The sequence below is a fragment of the Pandoraea sp. genome (genome assembly GCF_004297875.1).
In the GTDB taxonomy this organism is placed as follows: Bacteria; Pseudomonadota; Gammaproteobacteria; order Burkholderiales; family Burkholderiaceae; genus Pandoraea.
Genome location: NZ_SCSK01000048.1, coordinates 219,507 through 240,748, shown reverse-complemented (window position 1 = coordinate 240,748; position 21,242 = coordinate 219,507). Strand labels below are relative to the sequence as shown.

Below are 21,242 nucleotides of genomic sequence, written 5' to 3'. Positions count from 1 at the left end.
CACCTATCACTTGGCGACAAGCGGTCAATCAGTTCGCCATCATCTTCGGCGAGCGATTCACCGCCGCCATCAGCTGAGATTCCTAACCGACCTCAGCACACGAAATTCCTGACACCTCCGGCGCCGCCTACGCCAGGCCGATCGAGCGTGTGGGTGAGCACTTCAGGCCCGGTGCGCACCCGGCCTACGCGCGAGTGCCGCAGAAGCGAGCCAATCATGTCAAACGCGGTCGCGTCGTGCGACGCCCGGATCCGAAAGGCACAGTGCTCGCCCCCCGTGGCGCCGATCGAGTCGACCGCCAGTACGACATCGATCCGGATTATCAGCGGCGCACTGGACACATGTCGCCGGAAGACCGCCGCTTGCTGCGCGAGCACATCGAAGACGCCGTTCACGATCTCTATTCGCGTTGACGCCATTCGCCCCTTGGCGCCGGACGGACTCCGCGCTGAATCGCGCTCGCGACCCGTCAGCGGGTGCGCCAGGCGATCCAGAGTTTGCGCAGTGGCGTGAGGTCGATGCGCTGATGCAGAATCTCGAATTGACTAAGCTCGATCTCGTCGAGCAGCGCCAGATGCAGTCGCGCAAGCACCAGCAGGGCCCGCTGGCGGCGACGATCCGCAGCCGGCAGCGCTGCCTGCGCCGCCTGCAATTGTTCGCGGGCGCGCTGGGTCTGGTGACGCATCAACGATTTGAACTGGCCGGAGTAACCGCCATTCTGGATGGCCGCGGCGGTGACATCGAATCGCTGCAACTCGTCGACCGGAAAGTAGATGTAGCCGCGTCGCGCATCGGCGCCGACGTTGGCCACGGTGCGCGCCAGCGCCATGGCTTGGCCGAGCGATTCGGCACACGACGGTGTCTGCGGGTTGGAAAAGCCGTAGAGATGAGCCGCCAGGATGGCGGGCTGGCCGCCATTGAGCCGGCAATAGCGGTCGAGTGCCGGCAGGTCGAGATAGCGCATCTGCTCGAAGTCCATCTCGGCGCCGTCGATCAATTGCAGTAGCGCGGACTGGTGGATCCCGGCTTTTTCGAGGTGGGGCCTGAGCGCCTTGCTCGCCGGGTGGGTCGGCCGGCCGGCGCACAGCGCGGCGATCTCGGTGCGCCACCACGCAAGCTTGGCGCTTGCCACGCTCGGCTCGTGCACTTCGTCTTTCACTTCGGCGATTTCCTGGCACAGCGCATGCAATGCGCAGGCCGCGGCGCGCCGCGCAGGTGGCGCCATCAGCAACGCGTAGTAAAGATTGGAACCGGGGGGGGCCGCCTTCTGGCGGCAATAGGCATCGGAGGCGTTCATCGCTTTTCGGGCTGGGGAGCAGACATCCCCGATAACGAGTGGAGTGGTGCGAGGAGGGGGACTCGAACCCCCACACCATTGCTGGCGTCAGGACCTAAACCTGGTGCGTCTACCAATTTCGCCATCCTCGCAGCCTGTTGTGTTCGTCCCGCCAAACGGCGGTGAAACAACCAGCAATCCATGAACCCGGTGCGGCTACGCTGGCCTGGGTGAGCCATGGGCAAAACAGCCCAACATTGTACATTAAGTCGCTGGACGATGGTGCGATTCGCGGCGCGGCGCAGGAAAAATTCGATCGCCGGCCGAGCCGGCAATGAGGGTGTCGGGATCAGCCCGTCTTGCTTTGGCGTCTTGTTTGACTACACTTGAAATGAGCGGTCCGGCCGGTACGGGTCGCGTCGATTCGGCATGGTTTCTTCGCCATAATTATTCAACCGGAGGCTGCCATGTTTCAGGGAACCTGGTTTGCAACGACGGTGATCGTGTTGGTGGTGGCAGCTGCGGTAGCGTGGCTGGTCAATCGGGATTGGTGCCGTTGCCATCGCAACGACGCCGATAGCGGAAGCGGCGGGGCCGCAGACTCGAGCCATGCGCGGGGCGGTGATATCAGACGCTATCCTTGACGGCACCGCGCCACGTGGACAAAACGCTTGGGAGATCGTTCATGGGAGCTCCCGGATTACTACCTTTAGGCATCGCCATCCTGTTGATGACGGCATTCCTGGCGTTTCTCGTGGTGACGATCGAGCGCTGGTGGTCAGCGCGTCGCGGCCGTCTCCAGCGCCATTCGCTGCGCCTCCTGCATCGTCATGCCGATTGGCATCGGCGCAATCACAGCCGCTGAAGCGAGGGCAGCAGGCCGCCGCAAAATGTTCAGGCGCAAAAAAAGCCCGCTTGAGGCGGGCTTCGCACAGAGGTCGAGAGGACTCAGATCACGTTTTGCAGAACGTATCGCCCCTGGAGGGTTAGCCGTGGGCGTTGAGCGCCCGAATCGAGCTTTTCCCACTCGACCAGCTTGCTTTCCAGCAACGATTCCAAATCGGGGCGGCTGAGCTCCACTTGATCCGGATCGTAGTTGAGCAGCATTAGGGTGGCAAATTCATGATGACTCAGCATCGTCGTCTCCCGGGTTGCGGTTCACGGTATTCCAAGAGCCCCAAGGAATATGCCCTGGAGGGATTTATAGAATAGTGCATGAATGTGACAATTGCGGGACGAATCTTGATTTTTTGATGCTGCGCCGCGCCATGACCGGGGCCGATTATTAACAAAATGTAAATTCCGGCATAAACAGCCGTGGGAATTTCCCGGTTCGTTCGTCTGGGACGGTAGAATAGGCGAATTTTTCAGCTTCAGCCATTTATGCCGTCCAAGAAAACGCCTTTCTTCGAATTGCGCAGTGGCGCCGTGGAAACGCTGCATTTCGTCGTTAAATCGACTGAAATGGGCGCTTTACGTGCCGAACTTGCGCAGCGTTTCGTGGCGACTCCAGAGTTTTTTTCCAACGAGGCCGTCGCAATCGACGTGCGGCGCCTGGACGATCCGCAGTCCCTCCCGTTGCCTGAGCTGGTCGATCTGCTGCGAACTTGCCGCATGAACCCGATCGGGGTGGTGGCGCATGACGCGCCGGCAGCATGGCTGGCCAGCGGCGGCATGCCATTGCTCGACAGCCAGGAGCGCCGCCCGGCCAGGGGCGAGACGGCGCAGGCTGCGTCGGATGTCTCGGCGCGGACGGAAGTTGCGCCAGTCGATACCGAGTCCGCGGCGGGCTCCGGCACACAGGATGCCGCGGAGACTCTGATCATAGACAAACCGCTGCGCTCGGGGCAACAAATCTACGCCAAAGGCGATGTCGTCGTGCTCGATGTCGTAAATTGCGGTGCTGAAGTCATCGCCGAAGGTAATATCCATGTTTACGCCCCGCTGCGAGGGCGAGCGTTGGCCGGGGTGCATGGCAATCATGGCGCGCGGATTTTCTGCACCTGTCTGGAACCGGAGTTGATCTCGATTGCCGGGATTTACCGGACCACCGAAAATGCACTGCCGGAGAACGTGCTGGGCCGCTCGGTGCAGGTGAGGTTGCGCAACGACAAATTGATTTTCGAGCCGCTTCGGCTCAAGTGACATTTAGTTTTTTGGAAGGCGTCGACAGATGGCAAAAGTGATCGTTGTGACCTCCGGCAAGGGGGGCGTGGGCAAGACTACAACCAGCGCGAGTTTTTCGGCTGGACTGGCGCTGCATGGCCATAAGACCGTGGTGATCGATTTCGACGTTGGCCTGCGCAACCTGGATTTGATCATGGGCTGCGAGCGGCGTGTGGTGTACGACCTGATCAACGTAATCCACGGTGAAGCGAATCTCAATCAGGCTCTGATCAAAGACAAGACGTGCGATAACCTCTACATCCTGCCGGCCTCGCAGACGCGGGACAAGGATGCGCTCACGCACGAAGGTGTCGAGAAGATCATCAATGATCTGATCGCGATGGATTTCGAATATATCGTCTGCGACTCGCCCGCGGGTATCGAGAGCGGTGCGTTGCTGGCCATGCATTTCGCGGACGAGGCACTGATCGTGACCAATCCGGAAGTGTCGTCGGTACGCGATTCCGATCGCATTCTGGGCATCCTGGCATCCAAGACCAAGCGTGCCATCGAAGGCAGTGAACCGGTCAAGGAGCATTTGCTGATCACCCGCTACAACCCCAAACGCGTCAGCGATGGCCAGATGTTGTCGCTCGATGACATCCAGGAAATTCTGCGCATCAAGTTGATCGGCGTGATTCCGGAGTCGGAGTCCGTGCTCCATGCGTCCAACCAGGGTGTGCCGGCGATTCACTTGAACGGCAGCGACGTTGCCGAAGCCTACAAGGACGTGGTCAATCGATTCAAGGGCGAGGACATGCCGATGCGCTTCACTGATTACCAGAAGCCGGGCTTCCTGCAACGGTTTTTCGGCGGCAAGTAAGGAGCGGATATGTCGATTTTTTCGTTTTTGCTCGGAGAGAAAAAGAAGACCGCCACGGTTGCCAAGGAACGCCTGCAGATCATTCTGGCGCACGAGCGCGATAGCCGACTGCCGCCGGCCGATTACCTGCCGGCGCTGCAACGCGAACTGGTCGCGGTGATCTCGAAGTACGTCAATATCGGCAGCGAAGACATCAAGGTCAACCTGGAGCGCGGCGACAGTCTCGAGGTGCTGGAGGTGAAAATCGAGATCCCGCAGGCGCCGGCCTGAGGTGCCGGTCGCGTTGGACTGTTTGGCGGCGGCTGCGGTCGATGGAGCATGGCCGCTTGCCGCAATGACTCGCGGTTGCGACGTCGCTGTCTCCTTTCACGAATTTCCCCGGATCACGTCTCGTGACTTCTGCCTCTCCAGAACTTCCTGTGCACTATTTCCACGGCCGCGATGGCGCTCTGCTTGCTTATCGTGAAATGGGCGAAGGCCGCCCGGTCGTGCTGATACACGGTTATTTTTCCACCGCGCTGGTCAACTGGGTGCGTTATGGGCACGCGGCAAAAATAGCCGCACGCGGTTTTCGCGTCATCATGCCGGACTTGCGCGCTCACGGCGACAGCGCCAAACCCCATGATGCAGTCGCCTATCCGCCGGACGTGCTGGCCGATGACGGTTTCGCGCTGCTGGAGCATCTGGGGTTGACCGATTACGACCTTGGCGGCTACTCGCTGGGCGGGCGCACGACCATGCGCATGCTCGTGCGCGGTGCCAAGCCCCGCCGGGCGATTGCCGCCGGCATGGGGCTCGAAGGCATTTTGAACACGGCCGGACGCGGCACGCATTTTCGCCACATTCTGACCCATCTCGGCACGTTTCAGCGCGGGTCGGCCGAGTGGATGGCCGAAGCGTTTCTGAAGACCGTCGGCGGCGACCCGGTGGCGTTGCTGCACATCCTTGATACCTTCGTCGATACGCCGCGCGAGATGCTGGCCGCGATCGACACGCCTACGCTGGTACTGACCGGCGCCGAGGACGACGACAACGGTTCGGGCGAAGCTCTGGCTGCCATTTTGCCGCAGGGTCGGTTTCAGGAGATTCCCGGCAATCACATGGCGGCCGTCGCCAAGCCGGAACTGGGCACCGCTATCGCCGATTTTCTCGCCGCCTGAGCGGCTGTCAGTACGATTTCGGCAGGCCCAGGACCTTTTCGGCGATAAAACACATGATCAATTGCGGGCTGACTGGCGCCAGCCTGGGAATCCACGACTCGCGCAGGTAGCGTTCGACGTGATATTCCTTGGCGAACCCCATGCCGCCGTGGGTCGCGATGGCCGTTTGGCAGGCCTGGAATGCGGCTTCGCCGGCGAGATACTTGCCGGCGTTGGCCTCTGCGCCGCAGGGCTTGCCGGCGTCGTATAGCGACGCCGCCTTGAACACCATCAGATTGGCGGCTTCCAGCTGCATCCAGGCCTGCGCCAGCGGATGCTGGATGCCCTGGTTCTGACCAATCGGACGGCCGAACACATGGCGTTCGCCGGCATAGCGCACGGCGCGCGCCAACGCGGCCTGGCCGAGGCCGACGGCCTCCGCGGCGATCAGGATGCGCTCCGGGTTCAGTCCGTGCAGTATGTATTTGAAACCACTGCCTTCGTCGCCGATCCGGTCCTCCAGCGGTACGGGCAACTCGTCCAGAAACAGCATGTTCGAGTCGACCGCCTTGCGTCCCATTTTCTCGATTTCCCGCACCTCGACTTTGCTTTTGTCGAGATCCGTGTAGAACAGGCTCAGGCCATCGGTCGCCTTTTTGACTTGATCGAGCGGGGCAGTGCGCGCCAGGATCAACATCTTGTTGGCGACCTGTGCGGTCGAAATCCAGATCTTGCGGCCGCTAAGCAAATAATGATCGCCCCGCCGCACCGCCTGCGTTTTGAGATGCGTGGTGTCGAGTCCGGCGTCAGGCTCGGTCACGGCAAAGCAGGCCTTGTCCTGGCCGGCAATCAGCGGCGGCAAAAAGCGCTGCTTCTGTTCGTGGGTACCGAATACCTGAACCGGATTGAGGCCGAAGATGTTCATGTGCAGCGCCGAAGCGCCTGAGAGTCCGGCGCCGGATGCGCTGATGGTGCGCATCATCAGTGCCGCCTCGGTCATGCCGAGTCCCGTGCCGCCATAGGCGGGATCCATCGCAATGCCTAACCAGCCGGCCTTGGCGAAAGCCTGATGAAAATCGTGCGGAAATCCGCCGTCGCGATCTTTGTGTAGCCAGTAGTCATCGTCGAAACATGCGCAAATGCGCTCGACAGCATCCTTGATGGCCGATTGCTGCTCGGAAAACTCAAAATCCATGGAGGTGAGCTCCTAAGGGGTGGCATCAATCATTACAGTCATCGATGCGTTAAAAATTCTCAGCAGTAAAAAATATTTTATGTGAGGGAATTTTTATTTGCAACCAAAGACATCGGAGCTACGTGTTTTCCGCACCCATTAAAGATGGCGCAATCGCTTGACTTTGCGATTCTCATCCATAAAACTAACTTCATGGACGTAAAACTCGTTTCGAGAACACTCGACCTCATCGAGGTCTTTGCCGAATGCCGGCGCCCCTTGCCGCTGACCGAATTGGCGCGTTTGCTCGACGCGCCGGTTTCCAGTTGCCTGGCGCTGGTGCGTACCCTGATCAACCGCGGCTACCTGTATGAAGTGAAGAAGCGCGGCGGCTACTATCCGACCAAGCGGCTGTTGAATGCCGCGCTTCAAATTGACCTCGGTGACCCGCTGCTCGAGGTGGTACGGGAGTATTTGACGCAACTGCGAGATTTGACGGACGAAACCGTAGTCTTCGGCAAGTTGCAGGAAACCTCGGTGGTCTACCTCGATGTGGTGGAATCGACCCGGGCGATTCGATATAACGCCAAACCCGGCGAGCATCGCAGCGTGCATGCCAATTCGATCGGTAAATCGCTGTTCGGGCAGTTGAGCGGCCAACAGCGCACAGTCTTGGCAGCGAGACTGGATTTCCGCCGCTATACCGAAAATACCCTGTGTGATCTCGAGAGTCTGGTTGCCGATGTAGAAACGGCAAAAAAGCGCGGCTGGTACGCCAATGTGGGGGAGAGTGCGGCCGATCTGGCCGCCATTGCCATGCCGGTCGAACTCGCTGGCGAAATCTACGGTATATCCGTCGTGGGGCCGATTCAACGTATCCTGAGCCATCGCGAGCGGTACCTGGAGGCGTTGCAACAGGTGGTGGCGACCCTGCTCAATGACAGCAAATTGACGCTCGATGCGCCGCCTTGAGCGAGCGCAGGACGGCTTTCTTACTTTTCGTGCATCGAAATCGACAACCATGGAGACAGGCATGACCGCAGCAGCCAAACCAGGTGCCTTGGCAGGGATCAAAGTTATCGACCTTTCGCGCGTGCTGGGCGGGCCGTACAGCACGCAGATCCTGGCGGATCATGGCGCCGATGTGATTAAGATCGAGCCGCCCCAGGGGGACGAAACTCGCCAGTGGGGCCCCCCATTCATGGGCGACTCCGCAGCCTACTTCGAGGGCGTCAATCGCAACAAGCAGGGGGCGGTGCTCGATTTGTCACGCGAGAACGATCGAGCCCGCCTGATGCTGATGCTCGAAGACGCCGACGTGTTGGTCGAGAATTTCAAGGTCGGCACGATGGAGCGTTGGGGCATTGGCTATGAACAGACGCTGCAGGCCCGGTTTCCGCGCCTGATTTATTGCCGGGTGTCCGGTTTTGGAGCGGATGGGCCGCTTGGCGGATTGCCCGGGTATGATGCGGCGATTCAAGCCATGACCGGCCTGATGAGTGTCAATGGGCTGCCTGATGGCGAGCCGTTGCGGCTCGGCGTGCCGGTCGTCGACATGGTCACCGGGCTGAATGCGGCGCTTGGCATCCTGCTGGCGCTGAACGAGCGTAACCTGAGCCAGCGCGGCCAGTTCGTCGAGTCGGCGCTGTTCGACTGCGCCTTGTCGGTCCTGCATCCGCACACTACCAATTACTTTGCCTCCGGCAAGACGCCCGGCCGTTCCGGCAACGCACATCCGAACATCGCACCCTACGATACTTTCCATACCGGCACATCGCCCATTTTCCTGGCCGTGGGTAACGATTCGCAATTCCGCAAACTATGCGAGGTGCTCGGCGATCCGGCATTGGGCGGTGACGAGCGGTTTGCCAATAATGGGCTGCGCTCGGCCAATCGCGGCGAACTGAGGGCCCGGCTGGAGCAGTTGCTCGCCACCCACGACGGCGTGGCATTGGCTGACCGACTGATCCGTGCCGGCGTGCCATGTGGGCCGGTGCTGGATGTGCCGGGCGCGTTGGCACAGCCGCATACGCAACATCGCCAAATGGTGGTCGAGCTCGGCGCTTATCGGGGCATCGCTTCACCGATCAAGCTTGGCCGCACGCCGGCTTCCTATCGCAGTGCGCCCCCGGCGTTCGGCGAGCACTCGGCGCAGGTGTTGCCACCGCTGCCCGATCCGCAAGCGCCCGACAGATAATCGCTGCTTGGCGCGGGGCGCCCCATGCGCGCTTTCCGTGATTAAACGCAGCGAGGACAAGCAAGCAGAAAGGTGGGCAGTTAGCGAAAACAGGCCTTTTCTGGAGAAATCGCTAATGGGCAGGGAAATCTTTTGATAAAATACGGCGCTTTGCATAAAAAAAGATTTTTGGCTCTAATAGATATTTGAGCGAAGGGAGCGAACCACCGGTTCGTGCTGGCTCAAAATTGATTAATTTTCGCAGGGCCTGCCGGCGGGATCCCTCCCCGCATGGCCAGTGCGGCTCCTCTGGATGGACAAAGATTCCCATGACTATTGTTGTTGAAAACCTTGGCAAACTGGAACGTCGTGTCACTATCGCTTTCCCCAAGGAAGAAGTGGCGCAGGAAGTGGATGTGCGTATTCGCCGTCTGGCAAAAAATGTGCGCATGCCGGGTTTTCGCCCTGGCAAGGTCCCGTTGAAAATGGTCAAGCAACAACACGGCGGTCAGGTCGAAGCCGAGGTGGTCAGCGACAAAATCGGTCGCATGTTCTTCGACATCAGCCAGGCACAGTCGTTGCGCGTGGCCGGTCAACCGCGTTTCGAGACAAAATCCGGCGAAGGCGTGAGCGACGACACCTATGCGTTCGATGCGACCTTCGAGGTGTATCCGGAGGTCAAGATCGGCGATCTGGCCAACGCCGAAATCACCCGCACCACGACGGTCATCGGTGATGAGGAAATTGACCGCACGATCGACATTCTGCGCAAACAGCGCGTGCACTATCACGTGCGAGGCGAGAGCGGCGAACATGGCGACGGCGGTGAAGCAACCGTGCAAAACGGCGACCGCGCCACGGTCGATTTCGTCGGCAAGCTCGACGGCGAAGCATTTGCTGGCGGCAGCGCCGAGGATTTCGCATTTGTGCTTGGCGAAGGCCGTATGTTGCCCGAGTTCGAGACGGCTGCGCTGGGCCTGAAAGTGGGCGAGAGTCGCGAGTTCGACCTGAAATTCCCCGATGATTATCACGGCAAGGACGTGGCCGGAAAAACCGCGCAGTTCACCATTACGGTCAAGAAGATCGAGTGGCCGCATTTGCCCGAGGTCGACGCCGAATTCGCGAAATCGCTGGGCGTGGCCGATGGCGATCTGGCGAAAATGCGTGCGGATATCACTGAAAATCTGCAGCGCGAAGTCAAGCGTCGCACGCACGCGTTGCTCAAGGACCAGGTCATGGACGCCCTGTTGAAGGTGTCGGAGCTGGACACGCCGAAGGCACTGGTCGAGCAGGAGCAGCAGCGTTTGGTTGAAATGGCGCGCCAGGACCTGGAATCGCGCGGCGTGCCCAATGCGCGCAATGCGCCGATTCCGGCCGAAATGTTCGCCGAGCAAGCCGAGCGTCGCGTCAAACTGGGCTTGATTCTGGCTGAACTGGTCAAGGCCAACAACCTGCAAGCCAAGCCGGAGCAAATTCGGGCGGAAGTCGAGGAATTCGCGAAGAGCTACGAAGACCCGAAGGAAGTCGTCCGCTGGTACTATGGCGATCAGCAGCGCATGGCGGAGATGGAAGGCTACGTGGTGGAAAACAACGTCGTCGAGTTCGTTCTCGGCAAAGCCAAGGTAAGCGAAAAGGCTGTCAGCTTCGAAGAACTGGCCGGCGGCCCTCAGCAAGCGTAATTTCCCATGGTCGCGCCGGCGTCCCAGGACCCGGCGCGATTGCCTGAGCGATCGCGATCGTCCCTCTCCCAGCGTCGACTATTTCTATTATTTCAGGGCCGCATTGACATGATTACCCGCTCCGAATTGCTCGATCAACTCTCCGATACCCACGCGTCGGCCCTGCAGACACGCTCCCTCGGGCTGGTGCCCATGGTCGTCGAGCAAAGCGGCCGCGGCGAGCGCGCCTACGATATCTACTCCCGCCTGCTGCGCGAGCGGGTCATCTTCATGGTTGGCGAAGTCAACGACGACACGGCCAATCTGGTCGTGGCGCAATTGCTGTTTCTGGAAAGTGAAAATCCCGACAAGGACATTTCACTGTATATCAATTCTCCGGGCGGGTCCGTCTCGGCCGGGATGGCGATCTACGACACCATGCAGTTCGTCAAGCCCGACGTGTCGACCTTGTGCATGGGTTTCGCCGCCAGCATGGGGGCGTTTTTGCTGGCCGCGGGGGCCAAAGGCAAGCGCTTTTCGCTTCCCAATGCGCGCATCATGATTCATCAACCGCTGGGCGGCGCTCGCGGGCAAGCCTCGGATATTGAAATTCATGCGCGCGAGATCCTCTATCTCAAGGAACGGCTCAACCAGTTGCTGGCTCAGAACACCGGCCAGCCGGTCGAGAAGGTGGCTCGCGACACCGACCGCGATAACTTCCTGTCGGCCGATGACGCAGCCGCATACGGCCTGATCGACAAGGTTGTCGCCAATCGCTCTTGATCGACCTCCGCATGCGGGGGCAGGCGCCCCCGTTTTGATTTTCGGATCCTCGACCATCTCAGGGATTTCCCCCGCTGTCGTGCTTCAACCACACGCCGGCGCGTCATGGCGCTACAATGGAAACACTTATGCCCACTTGGTGCGCATCCGATCAGGGCGTAACAGGTCGGCTAACGCTTCAGGCTGACAGATATGGTGGATAAAAAAAGTACTTCCAACGGCGAAAAGCTGCTCTATTGCTCGTTTTGTGGCAAGAGTCAGCATGAGGTCAAAAAGCTGATAGCGGGCCCGTCGGTGTTTATATGCGACGAGTGCATCGACTTGTGCAACGAAATCATTCGCGATGAAGCATCCGCTGCCGATGATGATCAATCCGGCGGTAAATCCGACTTACCTGCGCCCCAGGAGATCCGGGATATCCTGGATCAGTACGTGATCGGCCAGGAGCGCGCAAAGAAGATCCTCGCCGTGGCGGTGTATAACCACTACAAGCGGCTGAAGCATCTTGGCGACAAGCGTGACGAAGTCGAACTGTCGAAGAGCAATATCCTGCTGATCGGCCCCACCGGGTCCGGCAAGACGTTGCTCGCGCAAACGCTGGCGCGCCTGCTCAACGTGCCGTTCGTGATTGCGGACGCCACCACCCTGACCGAAGCCGGGTACGTGGGGGAAGACGTCGAGAACATCATCCAGAAGCTGCTGCAGAACTGCAATTACGAGATCGAGCAGGCGCAGCGCGGGATCGTCTATATCGACGAAATCGACAAGATCAGCCGCAAATCAGACAACCCTTCGATTACGCGTGATGTCTCGGGCGAGGGCGTTCAGCAAGCCCTGCTGAAGCTGGTCGAGGGCACGATGGCATCGGTACCGCCGCAAGGCGGGCGCAAGCATCCGAACCAGGATTTCATCCAGGTCGATACGACCAATATCCTGTTCATTTGCGGCGGTGCCTTCGATGGGTTGGAAAAGATCATCATCGATCGTACCGAGAAGACCGGCATCGGCTTCGGGGCCACCGTAAAAAGCGGCGAAGAGCGCGACGTGAGCGAGATGCTGCTCGATGTCGAGCCGGAAGATCTGATCAAGTTCGGGTTGATCCCCGAATTGATCGGTCGTTTGCCGGTCGTTGCGACGTTGGGGAAACTCGACGAAGATGCACTCGTGACGATTCTTATCGAGCCCAAGAATGCCCTGGTCAAGCAATACCAGCGGCTGTTCGCGATGGAAGGGGTCGACCTCGAAATCCGCCCGGCAGCCCTGCACGCGATCGCTCGCAAGGCGATCAAGCGCAAGGCCGGCGCGCGCGGCTTGCGTTCGATCCTGGAACAATCGCTGCTTGACGTGATGTACGAACTTCCGTCGCTCAAGGGTGTCAGCAAGGTTATTCTCGATGAAAACGCTGTCGCCGGGGACGGCAAACCGCTTTTGATTTATCAGGATACGCCGAAGGTCGCCGGATCCTCCAATTGAACGGTAAATTCAGTCCAGGAACCGTTCATGGCAACGTGAACGGTTCTTTTGCTTCATACTTGACCTTAATGCAATGTGTGCCGAATCCGCCGGACTTGCAATTCCGTCCGCTGGCCTCAAGTAGCAGAAACACAACTGTTTGTAATTATGGGGAACGAGATGTCAGGCACTCAAATTCTTCCGTCTGAAGCGATTCAACTGCCGCTGCTGCCGTTGCGCGACGTGGTGGTGTTTCCACACATGGTGATCCCCTTGTTCGTCGGCCGTCCGAAGTCGATCAAGGCGCTCGAAACCGCGATGGAAGGCGGCAAGCACATCATGCTGGTGGCTCAGAAGGCAGCCGCCAAGGATGAACCGACGGCCAAAGATTTGTATGAAATCGGGTGCGTTGCGAACATTCTTCAAATGCTCAAGCTACCCGACGGCACCGTCAAGGTGCTGGTCGAAGGCATTCAACGGGCGCGCACCTTGCGCGTCGACGAGGAAGAGACCCAGTTCACTTCCGAGGTGATGCCGCTCGAGCCGGACAATGGCAATACATCCGAGAGCGAGGCCTTGCGCCGAGCGATCGTCGCGCAGTTCGACCAATACGTCAAACTGAACAAGAAAATTCCACCTGAAATTCTGACTTCGCTCTCGGGCATCGACGATGCCGGCCGCCTGGCCGACACCATCGCGGCGCATCTGCCGCTCAAGCTCGAGCAAAAGCAGAAGATCCTGGAAATGTTCCCTGTGATCGAGCGTCTCGAACACCTGCTAGCGCAACTGGAAAGCGAAATCGACATCCTTCAGGTGGAAAAGCGCATCCGTGGTCGCGTCAAGCGGCAGATGGAGAAAAGCCAGCGCGAATACTATCTGAACGAGCAGGTCAAGGCGATTCAGAAGGAACTCGGTGAGGGCGAGGAGGGCGCGGACCTCGAAGAATTGGAAAAGCGCGTCAAGACGGCCCATATGCCCAAGGACGCGCGCAAGAAGGCCGATGCCGAACTCAAGAAGCTCAAGCTGATGTCGCCGATGTCCGCCGAAGCGACGGTCGTGCGTAACTACATCGACACGCTCGTCGGCTTGCCGTGGCGCAAGAAGAGCAAAGTGAACAACGATTTGTCGAATGCCGAGAAGGTGCTCGATGAAGACCACTTCGGCCTCGAGAAGGTCAAGGAACGGATTCTCGAGTATCTCGCGGTTCAGCAGCGCGTCGACAAGGTCAAGGCGCCGATCCTGTGCCTCGTTGGGCCGCCGGGGGTTGGCAAGACCTCGCTCGGCCAGTCGATCGCGCGAGCGACCAATCGTAAATTCGTTCGCATGGCGCTTGGCGGCGTGCGCGACGAGGCTGAAATTCGCGGTCACCGCCGTACCTATATTGGCTCGATGCCGGGCAAGATCCTGCAAAGTCTGTCCAAAGTAGGCGTGCGCAACCCGCTGTTCCTGTTCGACGAAGTCGACAAAATGGGGATGGATTTCCGCGGAGATCCCAGCTCGGCCTTGCTGGAAGTGCTGGATCCCGAGCAGAACCATACGTTCTCCGATCACTACGTCGAAGTCGATTTCGACTTGTCCGACGTGATGTTCGTCGCCACGTCGAATTCGCTGAACATTCCGGCGCCGTTGCTTGACCGGATGGAAGTGATCCGGCTGGCGGGCTATACCGAAGACGAGAAGGTCAGCATTGCCCAGCGTTACTTGCTGCCGAAGCAGAAAAAGAACAATGGGCTCAAGGACGGCGAGATTGACGTCACCGAGTCGGCGATTCGCGACATCATTCGGTACTACACGCGCGAAGCCGGCGTGCGCTCGCTCGAGCGGGAGATCTCCAAGATCTGCCGAAAGGTTGTCAAGATGCTGCTGCTCAAGCAAACCGACAAACCGATGGTGACCGTCGAGGCCGACAACCTCGATGCCTTCCTCGGCGTACGCAAATTCGACTTCGGACTTGCTGCCAAGGAAAACCAGATCGGGCAAGTTACCGGTCTGGCCTGGACAGAAGTGGGCGGCGATCTGTTGACCATCGAGGCGGCGCTGATGCCGGGCAAGGGCAACATCCTGCGCACGGGTTCACTGGGCGACGTCATGAAAGAATCAGTCGAGGCAGCTCGTTCGGTCGTGCGCTCGCGCGCTCGGCGCCTCGGCTTGACTGACGACCTGTTCGAGAAGAAGGATATCCATATCCACGTGCCCGAAGGCGCCACGCCCAAGGACGGCCCGTCGGCTGGTATCGCGATGACGACGGCACTTGTATCGGTGCTGTCCGGCATTCCGGTGCGGGCCAACGTTGCCATGACTGGCGAGATCACGCTGCGCGGCGAGGTGCTGCCGATCGGCGGTCTGAAGGAAAAGCTTCTGGCGGCTCATCGCGGCGGTATCAAGCTGGTATTGATTCCTGAAGAGAACGTGAAGGACTTGGCCGAGATTCCGGATAACGTGAAGAACAACATGGAGATCATTCCAGTCCGTTGGATCGACAAGGTGCTCGAGTTGGCACTCGAGCGGATGCCGACGCCGCTGCCCGAGGAAGACTCCAAAACAACGGAAGACGCGGCGCTCGCCAAGCCCTCCGACGCCCCGGGTACGCCGGGAGTCATCAAACACTAAGCGTTGCTGCTGCACCAGCACCAATTCAAGCCCGGGACACCCCGGGTTTTTTATTGTTTTGGTGTCTTGCCGGCGATGCCGTGCGGCAGGAAATTCGGTTGTATCGAACTATGACGAGATCGTCACCGGAATACCCCAGACACGCCCGAAACCGCTTGACATAAGGGTTTGCGGCTAGTTAAATGACGAAGCGCAGCTTACGCTGAGCCGAATTCGACGACCGCGGACGAGAACGCGCGGTTTCGACTCAATCGCCATTTGACCTTGTGAGGGGGTTACAGTGAATAAAACCGAACTGATCGACCATATCGCGGACAAAGCAGATATTTCGAAAGCAGCCGCAGGTCGTGCGCTCGACGCTTTGGTAGGTGCAGTGAAAACGACGCTGAAAAAAGGTGGCAGTGTGACGCTCGTGGGATTTGGCACTTTTGCTGTCGGCAAGCGCGCCGCCCGCACGGGCCGCAACCCTCGCACTGGTGCGGCAATCAAGATCAAGGCGGCAAAGGTACCGAAATTTCGCCCTGGCAAAGCCCTGAAAGATGCGTTAAACTGATCGTCTTGCTTGCAATTTGTCAGTGCGAAGCAAAAGAATAACGTGGTTGAGAACGGGTGCTTAGCTCAGCTGGTAGAGCGGCGCCCTTACAAGGCGTAGGTCGGGGGTTCGATCCCCTCAGCACCCACCAGTTCTTGCCGTGAGGAGTGGTAGTTCAGTCGGTTAGAATACCGGCCTGTCACGCCGGGGGTCGCGGGTTCGAGTCCCGTCCACTCCGCCAGTTAAGAAAAGGCGAACCGAGGTTCGCCTTTTTGTTATACCCGCTCCATCAAAACTTATCTGACGCCAACGTATGCTTGATTCGATTCGCCGTCATCAGCGCCTGGTGCTGCTGTTTCTTATGTTGCTCATCGTGCCATCGTTCGTGATTTTCGGCATCCACGGCTGGCAGGATTTTGCTCAAGGCGGGAACAACGTCGCGACGGTGGGAGGTCAACAGATTACCCGCCAGGAGTTCGATAACGCCGTCCAGGATCAGGTCCAACGCATGAGCCAGATGTTCGGCGATTCGATCGACGTCAGCAAGATCAATACACCGACCCTGCGTCAGGCCATACTCGACAATTTGATTCAGCAGCGGTTGTTGACCGAGCAGATGTTGAACAAGCACCTCACCGCCTCCGATGCCCAGGTGCGCGAGGCGATTCTCGCGATCCCCGCGATTCAGCAATTGCGTCGTCCAGACGGCAGCATCGACCTGAAGGCTTATGAACAGTTGCTCGCCGCGCAGCGCCTGACGCCGAATCAGCTCGATGCGCAAATTCGCTATGAACTGGCATCCCGCCAGATCCCTGAAAATATTCAGAGCAGTGCCTGGTTGCCGAAAGCGGTCGCCGAACGCTTCGCGACGCTGCGCGCTCAACAACGCGACATCCAGGAACTGATGCTGCCGGCATCGGCCTATGCGGCGAAAATCAAGCCGACACCGGATCAGCTGAAAGCCTATTATGAGCAGCACAAAGAGGCGTTCAAGACGCCCGAGACAGCACAGATCAGTTATGTCGTCCTTGATCCCAAGAATGTCCAGGCCACGGTTGCCGCACCCGGCGACGATGTCCTCAAGAAGCTTTATGCGCAGCAGATCGACCATTTCAAGGTTCCTGAGCAGCGCCGCGTCAGTCACATCCTGATCGCCGTGCCTCGTGATGCGACGCCGGCGCAACGCGCCGCGGCGAAGGCCAAGGCCCAATCGATTCTCGACGAAGTGCGCAAGCATCCCGACCAATTCGCCAAACTGGCCAAGCAAGACTCGCAGGACCCTGGGTCGGCCGCCAAGGGCGGTGACCTCGGTTACTTCGGTCGCGACGCCATGGTCAAACCGTTCTCGGACGCCGCATTCAGTCTCAAGCTCAACGAAATAAGCAATCTGGTGCAGACCGACTACGGCTACCACATCCTGATGCTCACGGGGATCAAACCCGCCGAGACCCAGCCTTTCGATCAGGTCAAGGAGCAGTTGCTCAAGGAGTATCAGCAGAAGGAGCAGGCAAAGATCTACGCGAAGCAAGCCGATCAACTGACCAATCTGGTGTTCGATCAACCAGACAGTCTGCAGCCGGTGGCTGACAAGCTTCATTTGAAAATTCAGACGGCAGATGTCCAGCGCACGCCCAATCCCGCGTTGGGCGCCGATAGTCCGCTCAACAATCCCAAATTGCTCAAGGCAATCTTTAGCGACGACACGCTCAAGAAAAAGCACAATACGGAAGCCGTGGATGTTGGGCAAGGCGTGCTGGTTTCCGCGCATGTAATGGCGTACCATCCAGCAGCTGTGCCGCCGCTCGATCAGATCGAGACTCAGGTCAGCAGCAAGTACGTGTCGGAACAGGCCACCGCCCAGGCCAAAAAGGATGGTGAAGCCAAGCTGGCGGACTTGCGCAAGAGCGCGTCGGCCGACGGCTTCGGCCCGGAGCAGACGGTCTCGCGAGATAACCCCGGCAAGGTTCCGCCTGCCGCGCTAAGCGAGATATTCAAGGCGGATACGGCCAAGCTGCCGGCCTATGCCGGCGTCGATCTGGGTGATCAGGGTTACGCGATTTACCGCATCAACAAAGTCTCGCAACCAGCCGCCACACCGGCCGACGCATCGCGCACCGCCGCAGAGGCGCAACAGTTGGCACAGATCATCGGGCAGGCGGAATTCGATGCCTACGTCGCCGAGTTGAGGGCGAATACCAAGGTGAAAATCAATCCCAATGCGATTGGCGCAAAGACGAACCAATAGTGCCAGTCACGTGCACTGATTCAGGCCGCAGTACAGGGGCCGAAGAACGCGAGCGAGAGCTCGCGTTTTTTTGAGCATAATCCGGCATCAAACGATCTTGCGATCATTGCGCGACCGGTTTCGTCGGGGCGGGTTTTCCCAGCAACGGCCGCAATGCCGGCCATACATTGCGTAGCAGGTAGGGCTGTGCGACGGCCAGCGGGTGCATCTGATCCTCCTGAAACAGATCGCGGCGACCGGCGATACCATCCAGCAGAAACGGTGTATAGGCAAGCCGTTGGGCTTTAGCGATCGCACCGAACATATTGAAAAAACGTTCCGTATAGTCGGGGCCGTAATTCGGCGGTATGCGCATTCCGATCAGCATCACGCGACTTTGAGCGCGCCGAGCCGCGCTGACCATATCGTGCAAATTGCGCTCCGTCAGTGACAGCGGAATGCCTCGCAGGGCGTCGTTGGCGCCAAGTTCGATCACAGTAATGGCCGGCCGGTAGCGGCTTAGCAGCGCGGGCAAGCGCGCCATGCCATCGCTGGTCGTGTCACCGCTGATGCTGGCATTGACGACGCTATAATCGAAGCCATCCTTTTTCAACGCCTGTTGCAGCAGTGCGACCCAGCCAGTGCCTCTCGCAATCCCGTATTCGGCCGACAGGCTGTCGCCGAGCACCAGCAGCACTGGCGCGCGCGGCGTCTGTGCCGGCGCGGCGCTGGCCAGTGGCGCGGTCAAACCGAAGATGACTGCGAAACCGATACCTCGGATCCATTTCAACATGCTATCTATTCCCGATACTGTGATCGAAGCCCAGGGTTTGGGCAAAACACTGCACGACGCCACCGGTGATCTTGCCATTTTGCAGGATATCAGCCTGCGCGTGGCGCGCGGGCAGAGTGTCGCCATCGTCGGTGCGTCGGGCTCCGGTAAATCGACGCTGCTGGGCCTGCTTGCGGGATTGGATCTGCCGACCCACGGCACCGTTCGGCTGCTCGGACAGTCGCTGCGTGAGCTCGACGAAGAAGGCCGAGCGGCGCTGCGACGCAAACAGGTCGGCTTTGTATTCCAGTCTTTTCAGCTCATGCCCCATTTGACTGCGCTGGAAAACGTCATGTTGCCGCTCGAATTGCTGGGCGATACGCATGATGTCGATGCACGCGCCAGGCAACTGCTCGAGCGCGTCGGGTTGGCCAGCCGGCTATCGCACTACCCCAAGCAGCTCTCGGGGGGGGAACAGCAGCGCGTTGCGCTCGCGCGGGCCTTTGTGACCGAGCCGGCGATACTGTTCGCCGACGAACCGACCGGTAGTCTCGATACCGCGACGGGCGAGAGGGTCATCGACCTGATGTTCGCGATGAATCGCGCCAGCGGCGCCACGCTGGTGCTGGTGACGCACGATCCGGCGATCGCGCAGCGTTGCGACCGCATTTTCACACTGTCGGGCGGGCGTCTGGTCGTGCCCGCTCAAGCTGCCACGTAGCGCGTAACAGGTTCGCGCACCGGCATCATCGCATCCGGCTGCGCACGCTCGACCGACGTGATCGGTCGGGCCCGGATGCGAGGCAGCCGGCCACGCGCCGCATCGCGGTGGCTACGTTGTTTGCAGCCAGCTATTGAATTCGTCACGCGCCGCGCCAGGCAATTCGCCGGCGGTCAACCCCGCCGGGCCGCGGCCGGCATCTGTCAAGCGCTCAGCAGCGCGGCCATGCAAATAGACGCCTACTGCCGCCGCCGACAGCGGCGGCATGCCTTGCGCGAGCAGGGCGCCGATCATTCCGGTCAGGACGTCTCCCGATCCAGCGGTCGCCAGTCCGGCATTGCCGGTCGGATTGATCAACGTATATTCGCCGTCGTCGATGATGGTGCCTGAGCCCTTGAGCACTGCAACCACGCCATAACGCTGCGCCAGGTCACGTGCCGCGCTCAGTCGATTCGCCTGCACCGTGGCAGCGTTGCAACCCAGTAGACGGGCGGCTTCCAGAGGATGCGGCGTGAGGACGGCGGGTACCGCGCGCTGTCGCAACAGCTCGGCGAATTCGGTGCGCGCCGGCAGCAAATTCAATGCGTCGGCGTCAAGTACCAACGAGCTATGCGGATGACCCAGCGCATCGGCCATGCAAGCATGTGCGCTCTCGTCCTGGCCCATGCCCGGGCCTGCCGCCAGCGCCTGCATCTGGGCGTGCTCGATGGCCTGCGCACCCCGAAGCATCAATTCGGGCTGCCAACTGTCATAGGGTGGAAAATCAGGCGCAACGAAGCCAACGTGAACGCGCCCGGCGCCCAATTGAAGTGCGGCGCGTGCGGCCAGAACAGGCGCGCCGAGCATGCCGCGATTGCCGCCCAGCACGGCCAGCGCACCATAGGTGCCCTTGTGACTGGCGTGTCGGCGGCGCGGCAAATGGGCAGCGAACAGCGCCGGCGTATTCAGCCAGGCGCGCGGTGATTCGCCGGCGGTTGCGCCCGATTCGTCGAGATCGACGCCCAGCGTGTCGACCGAGACCGTGCCGGCGCAATCCCGTCCGACGCCGGTATAGAGCCCTGGCGTGGCGCCCAGGAAGGCAATCGTGGCATCGGCCCGGACGACATGTTCGCGACAGCCGGCTGGCTGGCCTGCATCAGCGAGGAGGCCGCTTGGCACGTCCAGGGCCAGCCGGCGAAACGGCTGCCTGTTGAACCACGCCACCAGCGCGCCGGTCGGCTCGTCCAAGGCGCGCGACAGGCCGATGCCGAACAGCCCATCAACCCCCCAATGATAGGGGAAGCCGGTATCGGCATGGCTCGGCAGCGATGCGGGCACCGGCGCGATCGTCACGCCGGCCGCCTGCGCCTCGGTCAACGCCCAGCGGGCGTCGTCGGTGGCGGGCGGTGCCAGCAACCAGACCTCGACCGGCACGCCGCGACGAGCAAGCTCCGCCGACAGCACCAGGGCGTCGCCGCCATTATTGCCGGGGCCGGCGAGAATCAGGATCGGTCGGGCATCGGCCGGTGTGCGCGCCAACTCGCCATAGAGCCAGTTGGCTGCCGCGCGGCCGGCGTGCGCCATGAGCGTGTGCGGCGCGAGATGGGCCTGAGCCCGTTGTTCGATGCGACGCAACCGGGCGACGTCATACAGGGGCAGGAATGGCGGTTTCGGCATGGGGGCAGGAGAGGGAATCGACTACCCGACATTATGCGCTCCCACCCGGCCTCACCGGAATCTATTGCCACCTCGGCATT

The 21,242-nt window shown here is 60.1% G+C and carries 20 protein-coding genes and 3 tRNA genes; 17 read left to right on the top strand and 6 right to left on the bottom strand.

Annotated features, from left to right (window positions below):
• Positions 1-263 precede the first annotated feature (263 nt).
• On the top strand, positions 264-413 hold the full coding sequence (locus EPN80_RS15520; RefSeq protein ID WP_293029157.1) for a hypothetical protein: 150 nt from the start codon (positions 264-266) through the stop codon (positions 411-413).
• A gap of 56 nt (positions 414-469) precedes the next feature.
• On the opposite strand, the gene EPN80_RS15515 is transcribed toward EPN80_RS15520, so the two are convergent.
• Complete coding sequence (locus EPN80_RS15515; protein ID WP_293029123.1) at positions 470-1,297, bottom strand: squalene/phytoene synthase family protein; 828 nt, start codon at positions 1,295-1,297, stop codon at positions 470-472.
• 44 nt (positions 1,298-1,341) lie between these two features.
• Positions 1,342-1,428 (bottom strand) — tRNA-Leu (locus EPN80_RS15510).
• A 533-nt stretch (positions 1,429-1,961) separates the two neighbouring features.
• Here EPN80_RS15510 and EPN80_RS15505 point away from each other — a divergent pair.
• Positions 1,962-2,141: a hypothetical protein gene (locus EPN80_RS15505; protein ID WP_293029120.1), complete on the top strand. Its 180-nt coding sequence runs from the start codon at positions 1,962-1,964 to the stop codon at positions 2,139-2,141.
• Positions 2,142-2,224: 83 nt separating this feature from the next.
• On the opposite strand, the gene EPN80_RS15500 is transcribed toward EPN80_RS15505, so the two are convergent.
• Positions 2,225-2,413 (bottom strand): hypothetical protein, encoded by a 189-nt coding sequence (locus EPN80_RS15500; RefSeq protein ID WP_047213653.1) that lies wholly within the window; start codon positions 2,411-2,413, stop codon positions 2,225-2,227.
• Positions 2,414-2,659: 246 nt separating this feature from the next.
• Between EPN80_RS15500 and minC the strand changes: the two genes are divergently transcribed.
• From minC to EPN80_RS15480, 4 genes are all read left to right on the top strand, one after another.
• Positions 2,660-3,421 carry a septum site-determining protein MinC gene (minC, locus tag EPN80_RS15495; protein WP_293029116.1) on the top strand — a complete coding sequence of 254 codons (762 nt, stop codon included), beginning with the start codon at positions 2,660-2,662 and terminating at the stop codon, positions 3,419-3,421.
• A gap of 28 nt (positions 3,422-3,449) precedes the next feature.
• Positions 3,450-4,265, top strand: coding sequence for a septum site-determining protein MinD (gene minD / locus EPN80_RS15490; protein WP_293029113.1), 816 nt, complete (start codon positions 3,450-3,452; stop codon positions 4,263-4,265).
• A gap of 9 nt (positions 4,266-4,274) precedes the next feature.
• Complete coding sequence (gene minE, locus EPN80_RS15485) at positions 4,275-4,535, top strand: cell division topological specificity factor MinE (protein WP_293029110.1); 261 nt, start codon at positions 4,275-4,277, stop codon at positions 4,533-4,535.
• Positions 4,536-4,657: 122 nt separating this feature from the next.
• Entirely contained in the window at positions 4,658-5,425 is a 768-nt protein-coding gene (locus EPN80_RS15480) for an alpha/beta fold hydrolase (protein WP_293029108.1), read from the top strand.
• Positions 5,426-5,432: 7 nt separating this feature from the next.
• Here the strand turns inward: EPN80_RS15480 and EPN80_RS15475 are convergent, their stop codons facing one another.
• Positions 5,433-6,599 (bottom strand): acyl-CoA dehydrogenase family protein, encoded by a 1,167-nt coding sequence (locus EPN80_RS15475; RefSeq protein WP_293029105.1) that lies wholly within the window; start codon positions 6,597-6,599, stop codon positions 5,433-5,435.
• Between the two features lie 192 nt (positions 6,600-6,791).
• On the opposite strand from EPN80_RS15475, the gene EPN80_RS15470 reads away from it, so the two are divergent.
• From EPN80_RS15470 to EPN80_RS15425, 10 genes are all read left to right on the top strand, one after another.
• Positions 6,792-7,550 carry an IclR family transcriptional regulator gene (locus tag EPN80_RS15470; protein WP_293029154.1) on the top strand — a complete coding sequence of 253 codons (759 nt, stop codon included), beginning with the start codon at positions 6,792-6,794 and terminating at the stop codon, positions 7,548-7,550.
• A gap of 61 nt (positions 7,551-7,611) precedes the next feature.
• Complete coding sequence (locus EPN80_RS15465; protein WP_293029101.1) at positions 7,612-8,775, top strand: CoA transferase; 1,164 nt, start codon at positions 7,612-7,614, stop codon at positions 8,773-8,775.
• A gap of 308 nt (positions 8,776-9,083) precedes the next feature.
• The gene (gene tig / locus EPN80_RS15460; RefSeq protein ID WP_293029098.1) at positions 9,084-10,433 is read left to right on the top strand and encodes a trigger factor; all 1,350 of its coding nucleotides are present in this window, start codon (positions 9,084-9,086) and stop codon (positions 10,431-10,433) included.
• Positions 10,434-10,544: 111 nt separating this feature from the next.
• Positions 10,545-11,195, top strand: coding sequence for an ATP-dependent Clp endopeptidase proteolytic subunit ClpP (gene clpP, locus EPN80_RS15455; RefSeq protein WP_293029152.1), 651 nt, complete (start codon positions 10,545-10,547; stop codon positions 11,193-11,195).
• 192 nt (positions 11,196-11,387) lie between these two features.
• Positions 11,388-12,668 carry an ATP-dependent Clp protease ATP-binding subunit ClpX gene (gene clpX / locus EPN80_RS15450; protein WP_293029097.1) on the top strand — a complete coding sequence of 427 codons (1,281 nt, stop codon included), beginning with the start codon at positions 11,388-11,390 and terminating at the stop codon, positions 12,666-12,668.
• 159 nt (positions 12,669-12,827) lie between these two features.
• Positions 12,828-15,257 (top strand): endopeptidase La, encoded by a 2,430-nt coding sequence (lon, locus tag EPN80_RS15445; protein ID WP_293029095.1) that lies wholly within the window; start codon positions 12,828-12,830, stop codon positions 15,255-15,257.
• Between the two features lie 280 nt (positions 15,258-15,537).
• On the top strand, positions 15,538-15,810 hold the full coding sequence (locus tag EPN80_RS15440; protein WP_047213669.1) for an HU family DNA-binding protein: 273 nt from the start codon (positions 15,538-15,540) through the stop codon (positions 15,808-15,810).
• Positions 15,811-15,864: 54 nt separating this feature from the next.
• Positions 15,865-15,940, top strand: a tRNA-Val gene (locus EPN80_RS15435).
• Positions 15,941-15,953: 13 nt separating this feature from the next.
• Positions 15,954-16,030, top strand: a tRNA-Asp gene (locus EPN80_RS15430).
• 72 nt (positions 16,031-16,102) lie between these two features.
• On the top strand, positions 16,103-18,034 hold the full coding sequence (locus tag EPN80_RS15425; RefSeq protein ID WP_293029091.1) for a SurA N-terminal domain-containing protein: 1,932 nt from the start codon (positions 16,103-16,105) through the stop codon (positions 18,032-18,034).
• A 103-nt stretch (positions 18,035-18,137) separates the two neighbouring features.
• Here EPN80_RS15425 and EPN80_RS15420 read toward each other — a convergent pair whose 3' ends face one another.
• A complete protein-coding gene (locus tag EPN80_RS15420) occupies positions 18,138-18,806 on the bottom strand; it encodes an arylesterase (RefSeq protein WP_293029088.1) in 669 nt (222 codons plus the stop codon).
• Between EPN80_RS15420 and EPN80_RS15415 the strand changes: the two genes are divergently transcribed.
• Positions 18,805-19,506 (top strand): ABC transporter ATP-binding protein, encoded by a 702-nt coding sequence (locus EPN80_RS15415; protein WP_293029085.1) that lies wholly within the window; start codon positions 18,805-18,807, stop codon positions 19,504-19,506. The two genes, EPN80_RS15420 and EPN80_RS15415, sit on opposite strands and share 2 nt — an antisense overlap.
• Before the next feature lie 111 nt (positions 19,507-19,617).
• On the opposite strand, the gene EPN80_RS15410 is transcribed toward EPN80_RS15415, so the two are convergent.
• Positions 19,618-21,162: an NAD(P)H-hydrate dehydratase gene (locus EPN80_RS15410; RefSeq protein WP_293029082.1), complete on the bottom strand. Its 1,545-nt coding sequence runs from the start codon at positions 21,160-21,162 to the stop codon at positions 19,618-19,620.
• Positions 21,163-21,242 lie beyond the last annotated feature (80 nt).